We start from the raw sequence: 14,138 nt of genomic DNA, 5'->3' as shown, positions 1-14,138 counted from the left end.
ATAAAACACTATCAATAAGTTGGAGTCATTACCGGCGTATTATTACAGTTTAAATTTTCATTAATGCCGCATTTTTCTCTGCCAAAGCGGGTCACCGCACCAACGTTCAGATTATTGTGATAAGGAGCACGCCACGAACACAAAATGCGCAAAAACATAAATATGGTGAATGTTTGCATAAGCGAAAATAGAATATTTCCTATTTTGAGAGGTTCAAGCTAATACTCATGATGAAATATTAAGACTATTCCTGGTTTTATCAGGTTAACTTGACAAAACCTGCTAGATTTATCATCACGACTTTTTATCTATAGGTAGTACGATGTTGCACGTGTCGTGGGACCCTGTACTGATTGGGATTTCCTTTGTAGTCGCTTTTATTGCCTCTTTTATTGCTCTCGACAGTGCGGGAAAAGTGGCAATCTCCAGTCGACGAGAATCGACCTTCTGGCGGTTATCCGGTGGTGCGACGCTGGGTCTGGGGATCTGGTCAATGCATTTTATTGGTATGCTGGCCATGAAAATGAGCATGTCGATAAATTATCATTTCGTACTCACCGCGTGCTCTTTTCTCATTGCTCTTGTAAGTGCAACGTTTGCCATCAATATCGCCATATCGGGTCAGACGCTTTCAACAAAACGCCTGGTTGTCGCCACGAGTCTATTAAGCATTGGCGTAGTGGCAATGCACTACGTTGGCATGGCGGCCATTATTGAACATGTGGCAATTATCTGGGATCGCAGGCTTATTCTGCTCTCTGTGGTCATTGCCGTCGTGGCGTCGGGCGTGGGTTTATGGCTGGCGTTTCATTTACGCCAAAATACCCGGCGCGCGTTGATCAACCGCCTTATTGCCGCGCTCATTATGGCGCTGGCTATTGCGTCTATGCATTACACCGGGATGAGTGCTGCAACTTTCACTCACGTCACGCACACCGCGCACGAGGGGATCTCCACGCTGGAACTCTCCATTTGGGTCAGCGCCATAACGATGGTGATCCTGGGGATAATGCTGGTGATTTCGATGGTGGACGCCCAACTACGGACATCACGGCTGGCAGATAATTTGCATCAATTAAACTGTCAGCTCGAACATCAGGTCCACTTTGACCCGCTGACTGGGCTTGCCAACCGCACCCAGATCGATGCCTGCCTACAGGCCTGCCTGCAATATTCCAGGCTGCATCAACACCCTTTTGCGCTGGTCTTTATTGATCTCGATCGGTTCAAAGTGGTTAACGACACCTGGGGTCATCACATGGGCGATCAACTGCTGATCGCCAGTACTCAACGCATCTATACCTGTCTTGATGACACTATGACCCTCGCAAGGTTGGGTGGGGATGAATTCATGCTGCTGGTTCCGAATAGCGGCAGAGAGGCTATCTCCAACCTGCTGGCCCGTATTGCCAATGTTATCAAAGAGCCGTTTACGCTATGTGGACATTCTCTTCGGGTGTCGTTAAGCGCAGGAAGCAGTATTTATCCTGAACATGGCGCAACGTTGCATGAGTTAAAAGTGAAGGCTGACATGGCGATGTACCATGTTAAACAGGCTGGCAGAAACGGTTGGGCAATATACACGCCGGAAATGGAGGCAATCGCAGATACGCCACCGACGTTTTTACAGGAACTGTCGCAGGCGATTGAGCGTAATCAATTCGAGCTATGGTATCAGCCTAAATATACCGCAGGCGATCATACGCTGACCGGATTTGAAGCACTCCTTCGCTGGCACCACCCCGAGCGCGGCATGCTGCTGCCTGCTGAATTTCTTCCCGCGCTTGAGGAGACAGGTCTGATCATTCCAGTCGGTGACTGGGTTATTCATCAGGCCTGTTTTCAGTTACACCAATGGGCGTCGCAAGGTCATAGCCAGTGGACGCTCGCCGTTAATCTTTCATCCGCCCAGTTTGAACAGCATGATATCGTCGATATTGTCTGCAATGCTCTCGCGCAATATCAGCTATCACCGACACAATTAACGCTGGAACTGACTGAAAGTACAGCCCTTAAAAATTTAAAGCATAGCGTCGACGTTTTAAATGCATTTTCTGCACTCGGCATCACCATTTCTATTGATGATTTTGGCACCGGTTATTCAAATATCCTGATGTTAAAGTCACTCCCGGCGCGGGAATTAAAAATTGACAGAATATTTGTCAAAGATATTAGTGAGAACAGCAAAAATACAAAAATCGTGTCTACTATTATTGACATAGCCCACTCGATGAATATGTGCGTAGTGGCTGAGGGTATAGAGACACATGAGCAGGAAATACTCCTCACCCAAATGGGATGCAGAGTTTTACAAGGTTTTCTGTTTGCTAAGCCCCTGCCCGCACATCAGATCCATGAATTGATGCACACAGAAAGCAGCGTAAAACCGATACTGGCCGCACAGGCATTGTCTCACCAGGAATCAATATCGTGTGAGACTGAAAAAGAAATATTAGTTGCCAGTCGGTCGGCAACATAGCCAATGAAGATAACGGGATTATCGATGAGCACAAACGAACTGCATTCACTGGATTTATTAACCATTCCGGTCTGGCTCGTTTCGCCCTATACCGAGGACCTGGTATTCGCCAATACCGTAGCTCGGGAGATCATGCAAGCTGCGGATTTCTCACGCCTCAGGAAGGGGGTGTTTTCGACCCATGCTCAGGCCGACTTAACCCAGTATCTCAGCGACCTGAAAAATCAGCATGACATTGTGGAAATCCTCACAGTTTGCCGGGACGGAGAGGAAATTGCCCAGGCCTGCCGTCTGTCGATCAGAGTTCTGGCTAATTGCGGTGACGTCATTCTTTTTGAAGGTATTGAAACCCCGGCGGCACAAGGGCTTAAAGCCAGTCGTTCCGCCAATTACCAACGTAAAAAACAGGGATTTTACGCGCGTTTTTTCCTGACAAACTCAGCGCCGATGCTGCTCATCGATCCGTCTCGCGATGGGCTGATTGTCGACGCCAACCTCAGTGCGCTGAATTTTTATGGTTACAGCCATGACGTGATGTGCCAGAAACATACCTGGGAAATTAACATGCTGGGGCGTCACGTCTTACCGGTGATGCATAAAATTGCGCATCTGCCTGGCGGCCATAAGCCCTTACATTTTGTCCACAAACTGGCCGACGGCAGCACTCGTCACGTGCAAACCTACGCTGGTCCCATCGAGATTTACGGTAATAAACTGATGCTGTGCATTATTCACGATATTACCGAGCAAAAACGCCTTGAGCAGGAACTGGAACGGGCTGCACTGCGTGACGCCTTAACCGGATTATTCAATCGCAGGCATTTTTATCACATCACTGAAGCTGAACAAACGCACGCTATGCCGCTGACGCAGGACTATAGCTTGTTACTGATCGACACCGATCGTTTTAAAAGCATTAACGATCTCTTCGGTCATTTGAAGGGCGATGAGGTGCTTTGCGCGCTGGCCCGCACGCTGGAAGCCTGCGCGCGTAAAGACGATCTGGTCTTTCGTTGGGGAGGTGAAGAATTTTTACTGCTCCTGCCACGTACATCTCTCGATGTTGCACTTAATCTGGCAGAAACCCTACGTGCGACGGTTGCCCGTGTCAGCCTGCCGGGCCTCCCCCGCTTTACCGTCAGCATCGGCGTGGCACGACACGAAGCGAATGAAAGCATTGATGAATTGTTCAAACGCGTGGACGACGCGTTATACAAAGCCAAGAACGAAGGCAGAAACCGGGTGCTGGCAGCCTGAGATCGCAGCCGTTAACGACTGCGTTTTGCATGGCGCTCCCAGTTTTCCTGTTTGGCCTGCGCCGTTTTGCGAAGTGCAACATAACATGCCCCGCTACCACCATGGTGCGGCAGTGCACTGCAGTACGCCTGCACGTCGTCAAACTCCGTCAACCAACGCGCCACGTAGCTGCGCACGATATTGGCATGGGAATTATCGTCTCGTCCCTTGCCATGAATAATGAGGACGTTGCGCAGCCCCTCCTGTAGGGCCTGATGGATAAAACTGAATAACATCTGACGACATGTTTCGACCGGCTGACGCAAAAGATTGAGACTCGCCTGCTGGGGATACTTTCCGCTCCGCAGCTTATCGGTAACGCCCTGCTGTAACCCCTCGCGATGAAATGCCAGCGGTTCGTTCAACGGTACGATCTCCAGAAAACCCGTCGAGAGAAAATTATCCAACTGCAGCGTATCAATACGCGCTGGCGCACGAGGATTGCGCGAAGGCTGCCAGTGGATATCAGTACAGCCTTTCAGAGGTTCAACATCCCCCATAGCGTCCAGAAACAATGATGCGTCATCAGGGTTCATGTTTCATCCTCCAGCATTTTGCGACGGTCATTATCATAACTGCGCACTATTATACCGACAACTATACCGACAACGGTTTACAGCTATTTCCAATAATCAGGCGATTCTACTCGGTGGTTTAAGTCGTGGATCTTAGGGGGTATAGCTGTGAATATCCTTGGCGTGATAAGGTGTAAGGCCGCCAGATGAAACGGGTATTGTCCCGCCGGTATTGAGAGAAACGGATGCTTAATTTACTTGAAGACACCATTGCAACACCGCTAGGTCCACTGTGGGTGATTTGCGATGAACAATTTCGCCTGCGCGCCGTCGAATGGGATCAGCACAGCGATCGTATGGAACAGCTGCTGGATATTCATTATCGCGCTGAAGGCTACCAACGCATTGCCGCAAAAAACCCCGGGGGGTTAAGCGATAAGTTGTCTGAATATTTCGCGGGGAATCTGGGTATTATTGACACACTGGAAACGGCCACCGCAGGTACCCCGTTTCAGCGGGAGGTCTGGCAAGCACTACGCGCGATCCCCTGTGGTCAGGTGATGCACTATGGGCAACTGGCCGAACAACTGGGGCGTCCCGGTGCCGCCAGGGCCGTGGGTGCGGCAAACGGTTCTAACCCAGTCAGCATCGTTGTTCCCTGCCATCGCGTGATTGGACGCAACGGTACCATGACCGGATATGCAGGTGGCGTGCAGCGAAAAGAGTGGTTATTGCGCCATGAAGGCTATTTGCTACTCTAGAATCCAGGCAATTAATGCCTTATTCATCACACTTCTACATAAAGCAACCGCAGATAAAGTGCGGTTAATCAAACAGATACAAACATTCAACTCGCTTATGCCTGAATTATTCTCTCTTAGGGGTAGGTCAGGCTTACGTGCTCACCAAAAAGATGTTAAAATTGACAAATATCAATTACGGCTTGAGCAGACCTATGATCCCGGAAAAGCGAATTATACGGCGCATTCAGTCTGGCGGTTGTGCTATCCATTGCCAGGATTGCAGCATCAGCCAGCTTTGCATCCCGTTCACACTTAACGAGCACGAGCTTGACCAGCTCGATAATATCATTGAGCGCAAAAAGCCTATCCAAAAGGGGCAGACGCTCTTTAAAGCAGGCGATGAACTTAAATCACTCTATGCTATCCGCTCCGGAACGATTAAAAGCTATACCATTACCGAACAAGGCGATGAGCAAATTACCGGTTTCCATCTGGCCGGCGATTTAGTCGGTTTTGACGCCATCGGTAGCGGTCATCATCCGAGCTTTGCACAGGCGCTGGAAACCTCAATGGTCTGTGAAATCCCATTCGAGACCCTGGACGATCTGTCCGGTAAGATGCCGAATCTGCGTCAGCAGATGATGCGTCTGATGAGCGGTGAGATCAAAGGCGATCAGGACATGATCCTGTTGCTGTCGAAGAAGAACGCAGAAGAACGTTTAGCGGCCTTCATCTACAACTTGTCCCGTCGTTTTGCCCAACGTGGATTCTCGCCTCGCGAATTCCGCCTGACCATGACTCGCGGAGATATTGGTAACTATCTCGGCCTCACGGTAGAAACCATCAGTCGTCTGCTGGGTCGATTCCAGAAAAGCGGCATGCTGGCGGTGAAAGGCAAATATATCACTATCGAGAATAGCGACGCGCTGGCTGTTCTTGCTGGCCATTCACGCAACGTAGCGTAATCGTTCTGCAAGCATCGCTATTACCCTTCTGTCACATCGCTAAATGTTCCCAATTTAACGATCTGGCAGAAGGTTCTCTTCTGCTCTAATCATCATTCATCGACTCTTTTCCGCTTTGCCCGTCTGGTATCCGTTTTCTGCTTACAACAAATGCATCCGCTATGAGTCAGTCACAATACAAAGGAATGTTATGAATTATATTCAAAGGGAAAAGCAGTGCTCAGCTCTGCAATTACATACAAGTCTGGACGCTGACCTGAAGGGCTATCAATGGGCGCGTGATCATGTCGGTCAATCTGGCGCAGCCATTTATCGATTGTATAGTAAAGCTGGTGCGCCGGAATTGTACCTGAAGCAAGGTAGAGGGACCGTTGCCGACGATATTACAGATGAAATGATCCGACTTAACTGGCTGAAGGCTTATTTACCACTTCCGGCTATCAAGCATTTTACCCGCACAGGGGATGAAGCGCTGCTACTCACAACAGCGATACCCGGCAAGACTGCGTTCCAGATGTTAGAAGAATACCCTGCTGCACAGAATAGTATTGTTGATGCACTTGCTGTATTCCTGCAGCGGTTACACCAGATCCCTGTAAGCCACTGTCCTTTTAACAGCGATCATTTGTTTCGGCTCGCATTGGCGCAAACACGAATGAATAGCGGTCTGGTTGATGCTGATGATTTTGATGATGAGCGCAAGGGGTGGTCTGTTGAACACGTCTGGAATGAGATGCAGTCCCTTTTACCCTTCTCGCCCGACTCCGTGGTGACGCACGGAGACTTCTCACTGGATAACCTTATTATTAGCCAGGGTGAAGTGGTGGGTTGTATTGATGTTGGTCGCGTTGGTATCGCCGATCGATACCAGGATCTTGCCATTATCTGGAACTGTCTCGGTGATTTTTCACCGTCTTTACAGAATAGACTTTTTCATACATATGGCATCGCAACCCCTGATCTGAAAAAGTTGCAGTTTCATTTGATGCTCGATGAGTTTTTTTAAATTGACGAGAAATCTCAACCCGTTCTGGCATCAAAGGGTTACAACGGCTAAGAACAGTTGCTCTCATTTCGTGGGATACGGACAAAAAACCGGGATTCTCCCGATTTATTGATCTGGCAGGAGGTTCTCCCCTGTTTCAATCCACATTATTGGGTTACTCTTTTAATGACAAACTGCGGTGACAGTTGTAAGGAGACCCTGTATGGCTATGTATCAAAACATGCTGGTGGTCATCGATCCGAACCAGGACGATCAACCTGCATTACGGCGAGCTGTTTATTTGCATCAACGGATTGGTGGCAAAATTAAAGCCTTTTTGCCGATCTATGACTTTTCCTATGAGATGACTACCCTGTTGTCGCCCGATGAGCGGACGGCAATGCGTCAAGGCGTTATCAGTCAGCGAACGGCATGGATACGCGAGCAAGCGAAATACTATATTGATGCAGGTATTCCTCTTGATATTAAAGTGGTCTGGCACAACCGTCCCTTCGAAGCCATCATCCAGGAAGTCATCAGTGCTAAGCATGACCTGGTCCTTAAAATGGCGCACCAGCACGACCGCCTGGAGGCGGTGATTTTCACCCCAACCGACTGGCATTTATTACGTAAATGCCCAAGTCCGGTGTGGATGGTCAAAGACCAACCATGGCCGGAAGGCGGGAAGGCGCTGGTTGCCGTCAACCTGGCCAGCGAAGAAGCGTATCACAACGCGCTTAACGAAAAGCTGGTCAAAGAAACGCTGATGCTCGCAGATCAGGTTAACCATACCGAGGTACATTTGGTGGGGGCTTACCCTGTTACCCCAATCAACATCGCCATTGAACTGCCTGAGTTTGACCCTAGCGTTTATAACGACGCGATTCGCGGACAGCACCTGCTGGCCATGAAGGCATTGCGTCAGAAATTCAGCATCGATGAGAAAGTCACGCACGTTGAAAAAGGATTGCCTGAAGAGGTCATTCCTGATTTGGCAGAGCATTTACAGGCGGGTATCGTAGTACTGGGTACCGTGGGGCGCACCGGCATTTCTGCCGCATTCCTTGGCAATACGGCGGAACAGGTCATCGACCATCTACGCTGCGATCTGCTGGTCATTAAGCCCGATCAGTATCAGACGCCGGTTGAACTGGACGACGAAGACGATTGATCACGCAGCAACCTGCCGGATGACGATGTCATCCGGCATCATAAGCGCTTAGTGCTTATCCTCTCCGCCAAGGAAATAGATCCCAAGCGGGATTGCCAGCAGAATAGTAAACACCATACTGTAGACGCCAATCATTGCCGATTGGATGGCATACATGGAAGCCGTCCAGTCAGACAGCGGGATATTGTACTGTTCAATCACCCCACCGATAGTGGCACGCGTCACCACCGATGCGGCGATGATAAACACCCCAAGCAGACACAACAGAAATTTTCTTCCCTTAGCTGTCTTCAGCTTAGCCATGATCATAGTCTCGTCCTTTTCTTGTGCAGATGAAAATATTGTCACTTTGCAATAACAATACCATGACATCAACTCACTGTCTGCTACATAAACTGCCTACGGGGTTGACACCCGCGTTATTCAACTGAAAATAGCGCTAATTGTATTATTTCTATCTCCTCATGATGAATGATATGACAGCCTGTTACAGGTAAAATACCTGAGGTTCAGGATGTCAGATGATATTTTGCTAACACGGAGTAGCCAGGGAGAATCATGATCGCTAAATTGTTTATGAATAATGCCTTTAATCTGACGGTCATTCTCAGTTGCTGTGCAGCATTAGTGCTGATGAGCGTCTGGTTTCATCGTAGTGAAAAACACTGCAAAGGATTTATATTCCACGCGGCGCAGTTTTTCGTCTATGCCATTATTATCGGTACGTTTGGCAGCATCGCCAATAACGTTATCGACAGCTATAAACTGACATTTGTCTCGCCAAGCGTGGTCGATTTTCTTTGTACCTCGTTGATTGCATTGATTTTAACCACAAAGCTCTTTCTGGTGATTAACCAGTTTGAAAAAACGCAGATCAACAAAGGCCGGGACATTACCAGTGCGCGGATCCTGTCGCGTATTATTAAGATTACGATCGTCGTCGCCATAGTTTTACTGTACGGCGAGCATTTTGGTATGAGCCTGTCTGGCCTGTTAACCTTCGGCGGTATCGGTGGTATTGCTGTCGGTATGGCGGGGAAAGATATTCTGAGCAATTTCTTCTCAGGTATCATGCTGTATTTTGACAGACCGTTCAGCATCGGTGACTGGATCCGCTCCCCGGACAGAAACATCGAAGGTACGGTGACCGAAATTGGCTGGCGGATGACCAAAATAAACACCTTCGATCATCGTCCCCTGTATGTGCCCAATTCGATTTTCTCATCAATTAGCGTAGAAAACCCGGGCAGGATGAGCAATCGACGGATAAAAACGGTGATCGGGTTGCGGTATGAGGATGCCGATAAAATAAGCACGATTGTCGATGCGATCAGACAAATGCTGCAAAATCACCCTGGAATTGACCAGAAGCAGACCCTACTGGTCTACTTTAATGAGTTTGCCGATTCGTCGCTGAATATTATGGTTTACTGCTTCACCAAGACAACCGTGTGGCAGGAGTGGCTTGCCGTACAGCAAGATGTTTATTTGAAAATTATCACCCTGGTCCAGGAAAACGGCGCTGACTTTGCTTTCCCCAGCCAGACGCTGTATATGGACAATCCTCAGCCTCAGGCTTCTGCTCATTAAAAGGCATAAGGCGCGGAACCCCGCGTCTTATTAGTCTATCAATCAGGGAAGTTGGTTGTATTCTTCGTCGGCCACGGGTTCCAGGCATTCGTTCGAGGCGCCTGGAGCCGGGATTTCCACCGCGATATGCGCAAACCAACTCGCGTTATGCAACAATCTCAATTAAATTGCCGTCGGGATCGTGAATGACCGCTTCGTAATAGCCATCTCCAGTGGTACGCGGACCGGAGACGAGGATCCCCTGCCGTTTGGCGCGCATTGATATTGAGTCGACGTTCTCTACCCCACCAACAGAGATCGCCAGATGTACCCACCCGGTGGTGTTATTGTCGGGCACCACCTGGCTCAGGCTGGGTTTAGTCATTAACTCAATCGCAATACTCTCGCCAATTTTGACAAAATAGGATTCAAACCCGGGATTAGTTTTACTGGCGTATTTTTCGTTAATCTCACCGCCAAAAAAGGTGACCCAGAAACGGGCCTGCCGCTCGAGATCCTGTGTCCACAGCGCCATATGTGCAATCTTCATCACCTGCCTCTCTCAAACACGCCCATTAAGGGACATTGACAATACCAGTCATAATGCACGATCATGATTATTATTGCTCGATGTTTATTTTACCAGGAGTTTTTATGCTCGATTATGCTGCATTCCCGGAACAACGTCAGTCGCTGATTTATCAAATCCTGCAGGAAAACGGTAGGGTTGTCTGTTCCGAGCTTGCCGGTCGACTCGGCGTGTCAGAACACACAATTCGTCGGGATTTGCATGAGCTAAGTAAAGAAGGTGTCTGCAAAAAAGTGTACGGTGGCGCCGTCATTTCTTTGCCGGAATCTGAAGATATGTCGGTGAGGAAAACGAAAAATACGGCGAAAAAGAGTAGCCTCGCGCAACGCTGTGCCCGACTGGTCAAATCCGGCAGCTGTATCTTTATTGATAGCGGAACCACCAATCTGGCGATGGCTGAAGCGTTACCCGCCGAGCTTGCTTTGACCGTCGTGACTAATTCTCCGGAAATTGCCACCGCTCTGCTCAAGAAACCGTTGTACGATGTCATAATCCTCGGTGGCCCGATACAGCGCTCATCCGGTGGAAGTGTAGGCACCACCGCGATAACCCAGGTGCAGGGCATTTTGTTTGACCAGGGATTTATTGGCGGCTGCGCAATGGCACCGGAATCCGGTTTAACCGGGTTTGATTATGCCGATTGTGAGTTCAAGAAAGCGGTGATTAAGCAGTGCAATGAAACCATTGTCGCGCTGACGGCGGATAAGATCCCCGCAGTGGCCCGATATGTGGTCGCTCAGAGCAGCGAAATCGATGTGATAGTGGTAGAGGAAAACATAAGCAAACAGTATGGCACCGCTTTTCAGGCGCACGACATCCGGATTTATACCGTGTAACGCTCTCTCTGTGACGTCAACGAGTCACAGAGGCAAATAGCACAGTGCTAAATTTCGCCCCTGCCGTTAACGCAGTGATGGCTGACAGGTAATCCAGACGAATGTTTTGCGGACTTTCCTGCCTTTCAACCACCAAATACTCCTCTTTACCTGCCGTTGTTCGTGTCGTCACGGCTCTGGCATCAAAGACTGTGCCGTCGGTGAGCACAATACGCAGCATATAGCGGTATAAGCAGGCGATCTCCAGATAATCATGAAGGTCGCAATCAACAGGGTGATACTTTTCTGTGGAATACATAACGGCCCCTGACCATTCGATCGGATGTTCGGGAAATTGCCCGCGCAACGCCCCGAACGCTTGTGTTATTTCAAGGCTTCGATAGGTGCGCCGAAGTTGATATGCAGCACATTGCCATCGATGACCAACGCCGGAACAGACTTCACGCCAGCCAACTCAGCCTCTGCCACCCGAGCAGGCTGTTCTCCCAGGTGAATGACATCAACCTCCACATCAGGGGACAGATGTTGTAGCAGCGTTTGTTCTGCGGATACGCACACCGGGCAACCAGCATGATAAAACCGGGCTTTGCTCATAATATCTCTCCTGTAAATTATAGTATCGATTCGATACTATAATTTATACTACGATAGATTTAGACTTTGTCAATATAGTTTTTAGTCGATACTATATGCCGAGGAGGATTTTGTTATGCACGATATGTCACTTTTCGACGTTATGGACAGGCTTTCTAGCCTGATGCGGATGTGGTTTCGCCAGCATCCATTACTGTCGGAGCTGCAACCAGTACAGCTCAGCGCGTTAATGTATCTGGCGCGCTGCAACCGCTATTCCAATACGCCGCTCGGCGTGACGGATTACCTCGGTCTCACCAAAGGTACGGTATCCCAGTCGCTTAAGCTTCTGGAAACCAAAGGGTTGATCGTGCGCAAGCAGGATGATCGCGATAAACGCAGCGTTCATCTGCAGTTAACTGAGTCAGCCAACACCTTACTGGATGCGCTGCTTCCCCCCACATTTTTAGTGGCAGGCGAATCGGCAATGGGTGAACGCGCGACGCAGCTAAAAGAACTGTTGTTCGAACTACTAAGAGAAATTCAGCGGACCCACAATGTGCCAGGCTTTGGTCTGTGCCATAGCTGTCGGTTTCACCAAAAAATAAAGGGTCAGGGATTTTGTAATCTGACGAAAGAGGTGTTGAGTGAAGATGATTCAATGCTGATTTGCCGGGAGCACCAGCCCCCGGAATAACAGGAAAAGGCTGGCACGAAAATGCCCCAGCCGATACCAGATTTAATGCTTCTCAATATACATGCTGCGGCTGTATGCCACATCTTCAGGGTTGGTAATCGGATACCCCTTCAGCCATGGCTTAATTAAACGACCATTGGTGTACTGATAAATCGGAGCAATTGGCGCCTGCTCCATCAGTATTTTTTCTGCCGCATTATAGTCCGCATTACGGGCTTTTTCGGTGCTTTCCATCGTGGCCTGGGTCAACACTTTATCGTACGCGGGATTATTAAACCGCGAAATATTGCCCGTGTGAGTCGAGGTTAATAACGACAGGAAGGTAGACGGCTCATTGTAATCCCCCACCCAGGAAGCACGGATAACATCGAAATTACCGGTATTACGACTGTCGATGTAGGTTTTCCACTCCTGGTTTTGCAACTTAACATCAACGCCCAGGTTTTTTTTCCACATTGACGCGACGGCGATGGCAATCTTCTGATGGTTTTCTGACGTATTATACAACAGCGTCAGATTTAGCGGTTTTTGTGGTCCATAGCCTGCCGCACGCAGCAGCGTCTTCGCCTGCGCGTTCAGCTCTTCCTGACTCATTTGCTCAAACGGTGAAGGTTCAGGCGTAAATCCCGCCGTGACATCCGGGGTAAAATGCCAGGCTGGTTTTTCGCCGGTTCCGAGGACTTTTTCCGCCATCAGACGACGATCGATAGTCATGCTGAGCGCCAGACGCACGCGTGAATCAGCCGTCGGGCCTTTCTGGGTGTTAAACGCATAATAATAGGTGCCGAGCTGCGGCGGGGTATAAACCTGTCCCGGAATATCCTTCAGTAGTTTCTGATACATGTTTTTCGGGAAGGATTCCGTAATATCAATATCGCCAGCCAGATAACGTTTTGTTGCCGCAGATTCCTGGTTAATCGGCAGGAAGGTGACTTTTTGCAGCACGGTATTGGCGTTATCCCAATAATGTGTATTCGGTACCACCACCAATTTTTCGTTAACCACGCGGTCTTTTAATACATACGCGCCGTTACCGATTAAATGACCCGGTCTCGTCCACTCTTTACCGCTTTCAACATTGGCTTTCTGTACCGGATAAAACGCAAAGTTAGCCGTTAAATTTGCAAACCACGGCAGCGGTTTATCCAGCTGAATTCTTAAGGTGCGGGCATCTACCGCGCTAACGCCCAGCGTATCGGGAGTGGCTTTACCATCGATAATCGACTGCGCATTATTGATCCCGGCTAGCGCCGCAAACCAGGCAAACGGAGACAGTGTTTTCGGATCAACCAGACGCTGCCAGCTGTAAACAAAATCTTGTGCCGTTACCGGCGTACCGTCGGCCCATTTGGCATTATCACGCAGCGTAAACGTCCAGACACGGTTATCGTTACTCTTCCACTGGGTGGCAACGCCAGGCACAATTTCGCCCTTTTCGTTTTGGTTAACCAGCCCTTCAAATAAATCACGAATGACCTGAATTTCCGGTAACCCCACAGCCTTTGCCGGATCGAGCGAGGCCGGTTCATCTTTGATATGACGCACCAGTTCTTGTTTCTCTGCCAGTACCGTACCGCTGGGTACATCCGCAGCCCAGGACAAGGAAATGCTGCTAACCAACAGCGCACAACAGGTTACCGGAACAGAATGCCGCATAAGATACCCTCAAATCTGGCCATTAAGTGAATGTGTAATTATTTGTATCGCCAGCAGGAAATGC

The 14,138-nt window shown here is 49.1% G+C and carries 15 protein-coding genes; 9 read left to right on the top strand and 6 right to left on the bottom strand.

What is annotated here, in order from left to right; all coding sequences use genetic code 11:
• Positions 1-322 precede the first annotated feature (322 nt).
• A complete protein-coding gene (locus FDX01_RS07615) occupies positions 323-2,479 on the top strand; it encodes an EAL domain-containing protein (RefSeq protein WP_137399553.1) in 2,157 nt (718 codons plus the stop codon).
• 24 nt (positions 2,480-2,503) lie between these two features.
• Positions 2,504-3,736 (top strand): sensor domain-containing diguanylate cyclase, encoded by a 1,233-nt coding sequence (locus FDX01_RS07610; protein WP_115258352.1) that lies wholly within the window; start codon positions 2,504-2,506, stop codon positions 3,734-3,736.
• Between the two features lie 11 nt (positions 3,737-3,747).
• Here FDX01_RS07610 and smrA read toward each other — a convergent pair whose 3' ends face one another.
• Complete coding sequence (smrA, locus tag FDX01_RS07605) at positions 3,748-4,311, bottom strand: DNA endonuclease SmrA (RefSeq protein ID WP_096756911.1); 564 nt, start codon at positions 4,309-4,311, stop codon at positions 3,748-3,750.
• Between the two features lie 224 nt (positions 4,312-4,535).
• On the opposite strand from smrA, the gene ogt reads away from it, so the two are divergent.
• From ogt to uspE, 4 genes are all read left to right on the top strand, one after another.
• Positions 4,536-5,051, top strand: coding sequence for a methylated-DNA--[protein]-cysteine S-methyltransferase (ogt, locus tag FDX01_RS07600; RefSeq protein ID WP_135911932.1), 516 nt, complete (start codon positions 4,536-4,538; stop codon positions 5,049-5,051).
• A gap of 194 nt (positions 5,052-5,245) precedes the next feature.
• Positions 5,246-5,998 carry a fumarate/nitrate reduction transcriptional regulator Fnr gene (gene fnr, locus FDX01_RS07595; protein WP_135911931.1) on the top strand — a complete coding sequence of 251 codons (753 nt, stop codon included), beginning with the start codon at positions 5,246-5,248 and terminating at the stop codon, positions 5,996-5,998.
• A gap of 190 nt (positions 5,999-6,188) precedes the next feature.
• Entirely contained in the window at positions 6,189-7,004 is an 816-nt protein-coding gene (locus tag FDX01_RS07590; RefSeq protein ID WP_115258349.1) for an APH(3')-I family aminoglycoside O-phosphotransferase, read from the top strand.
• A gap of 202 nt (positions 7,005-7,206) precedes the next feature.
• Positions 7,207-8,154, top strand: coding sequence for a universal stress protein UspE (uspE, locus tag FDX01_RS07585; RefSeq protein WP_096756907.1), 948 nt, complete (start codon positions 7,207-7,209; stop codon positions 8,152-8,154).
• 48 nt (positions 8,155-8,202) lie between these two features.
• On the opposite strand, the gene FDX01_RS07580 is transcribed toward uspE, so the two are convergent.
• Complete coding sequence (locus FDX01_RS07580) at positions 8,203-8,463, bottom strand: DUF2534 family protein (RefSeq protein WP_096756906.1); 261 nt, start codon at positions 8,461-8,463, stop codon at positions 8,203-8,205.
• A gap of 249 nt (positions 8,464-8,712) precedes the next feature.
• On the opposite strand from FDX01_RS07580, the gene FDX01_RS07575 reads away from it, so the two are divergent.
• A complete protein-coding gene (locus FDX01_RS07575; protein ID WP_115258348.1) occupies positions 8,713-9,744 on the top strand; it encodes a mechanosensitive ion channel family protein in 1,032 nt (343 codons plus the stop codon).
• Positions 9,745-9,889: 145 nt separating this feature from the next.
• Here FDX01_RS07575 and FDX01_RS07565 read toward each other — a convergent pair whose 3' ends face one another.
• Positions 9,890-10,273, bottom strand: a complete 384-nt coding sequence (locus tag FDX01_RS07565; RefSeq protein WP_137399552.1) for a VOC family protein — start codon at positions 10,271-10,273, stop codon at positions 9,890-9,892.
• A 104-nt stretch (positions 10,274-10,377) separates the two neighbouring features.
• Here FDX01_RS07565 and FDX01_RS07560 point away from each other — a divergent pair, with 104 nt between their 5' ends.
• Complete coding sequence (locus tag FDX01_RS07560; protein ID WP_115258346.1) at positions 10,378-11,148, top strand: DeoR/GlpR family DNA-binding transcription regulator; 771 nt, start codon at positions 10,378-10,380, stop codon at positions 11,146-11,148.
• A 16-nt stretch (positions 11,149-11,164) separates the two neighbouring features.
• Here FDX01_RS07560 and FDX01_RS07555 read toward each other — a convergent pair whose 3' ends face one another.
• A complete protein-coding gene (locus tag FDX01_RS07555; RefSeq protein WP_115258345.1) occupies positions 11,165-11,446 on the bottom strand; it encodes a Rho-binding antiterminator in 282 nt (93 codons plus the stop codon).
• A 65-nt stretch (positions 11,447-11,511) separates the two neighbouring features.
• Positions 11,512-11,742: a glutaredoxin domain-containing protein gene (locus FDX01_RS07550; protein WP_096756901.1), complete on the bottom strand. Its 231-nt coding sequence runs from the start codon at positions 11,740-11,742 to the stop codon at positions 11,512-11,514.
• Positions 11,743-11,857: 115 nt separating this feature from the next.
• On the opposite strand from FDX01_RS07550, the gene FDX01_RS07545 reads away from it, so the two are divergent.
• Entirely contained in the window at positions 11,858-12,418 is a 561-nt protein-coding gene (locus tag FDX01_RS07545; RefSeq protein WP_115258344.1) for a MarR family transcriptional regulator, read from the top strand.
• Between the two features lie 42 nt (positions 12,419-12,460).
• Here FDX01_RS07545 and mppA read toward each other — a convergent pair whose 3' ends face one another.
• Positions 12,461-14,074, bottom strand: a complete 1,614-nt coding sequence (gene mppA / locus FDX01_RS07540; RefSeq protein ID WP_115258343.1) for a murein tripeptide ABC transporter substrate-binding protein MppA — start codon at positions 14,072-14,074, stop codon at positions 12,461-12,463.
• Positions 14,075-14,138: the final 64 nt, after the last annotated feature.

This window comes from Citrobacter sp. wls613 (genome assembly GCF_005281195.1).
GTDB lineage: Bacteria > Pseudomonadota > Gammaproteobacteria > Enterobacterales > Enterobacteriaceae > Citrobacter > Citrobacter gillenii.
This window is presented reverse-complemented; position numbering and strand designations above follow the sequence as displayed.

What these genes read in the sequence shown, in the direction of transcription:
- FDX01_RS07610 (WP_115258352.1), top strand. Translation starts at nt 2,504, where the DNA reads ATGAGCACAAACGAACTGCATTCACTGGATTTATTAACCATTCCGGTC.
- fnr (WP_135911931.1), top strand. Translation starts at nt 5,246, where the DNA reads ATGATCCCGGAAAAGCGAATTATACGGCGCATTCAGTCTGGCGGTTGT.
- smrA (WP_096756911.1), bottom strand. Translation starts at nt 4,311, where the DNA reads ATGAACCCTGATGACGCATCATTGTTTCTGGACGCTATGGGGGATGTT.
- FDX01_RS07550 (WP_096756901.1), bottom strand. Translation starts at nt 11,742, where the DNA reads ATGAGCAAAGCCCGGTTTTATCATGCTGGTTGCCCGGTGTGCGTATCC.
- FDX01_RS07590 (WP_115258349.1), top strand. Translation starts at nt 6,189, where the DNA reads ATGAATTATATTCAAAGGGAAAAGCAGTGCTCAGCTCTGCAATTACAT.
- FDX01_RS07555 (WP_115258345.1), bottom strand. Translation starts at nt 11,446, where the DNA reads ATGTATTCCACAGAAAAGTATCACCCTGTTGATTGCGACCTTCATGAT.
- ogt (WP_135911932.1), top strand. Translation starts at nt 4,536, where the DNA reads ATGCTTAATTTACTTGAAGACACCATTGCAACACCGCTAGGTCCACTG.
- FDX01_RS07575 (WP_115258348.1), top strand. Translation starts at nt 8,713, where the DNA reads ATGATCGCTAAATTGTTTATGAATAATGCCTTTAATCTGACGGTCATT.
- FDX01_RS07545 (WP_115258344.1), top strand. Translation starts at nt 11,858, where the DNA reads ATGCACGATATGTCACTTTTCGACGTTATGGACAGGCTTTCTAGCCTG.
- FDX01_RS07560 (WP_115258346.1), top strand. Translation starts at nt 10,378, where the DNA reads ATGCTCGATTATGCTGCATTCCCGGAACAACGTCAGTCGCTGATTTAT.
- FDX01_RS07580 (WP_096756906.1), bottom strand. Translation starts at nt 8,463, where the DNA reads ATGATCATGGCTAAGCTGAAGACAGCTAAGGGAAGAAAATTTCTGTTG.
- FDX01_RS07565 (WP_137399552.1), bottom strand. Translation starts at nt 10,273, where the DNA reads ATGAAGATTGCACATATGGCGCTGTGGACACAGGATCTCGAGCGGCAG.
- mppA (WP_115258343.1), bottom strand. Translation starts at nt 14,074, where the DNA reads ATGCGGCATTCTGTTCCGGTAACCTGTTGTGCGCTGTTGGTTAGCAGC.
- FDX01_RS07615 (WP_137399553.1), top strand. Translation starts at nt 323, where the DNA reads ATGTTGCACGTGTCGTGGGACCCTGTACTGATTGGGATTTCCTTTGTA.
- uspE (WP_096756907.1), top strand. Translation starts at nt 7,207, where the DNA reads ATGGCTATGTATCAAAACATGCTGGTGGTCATCGATCCGAACCAGGAC.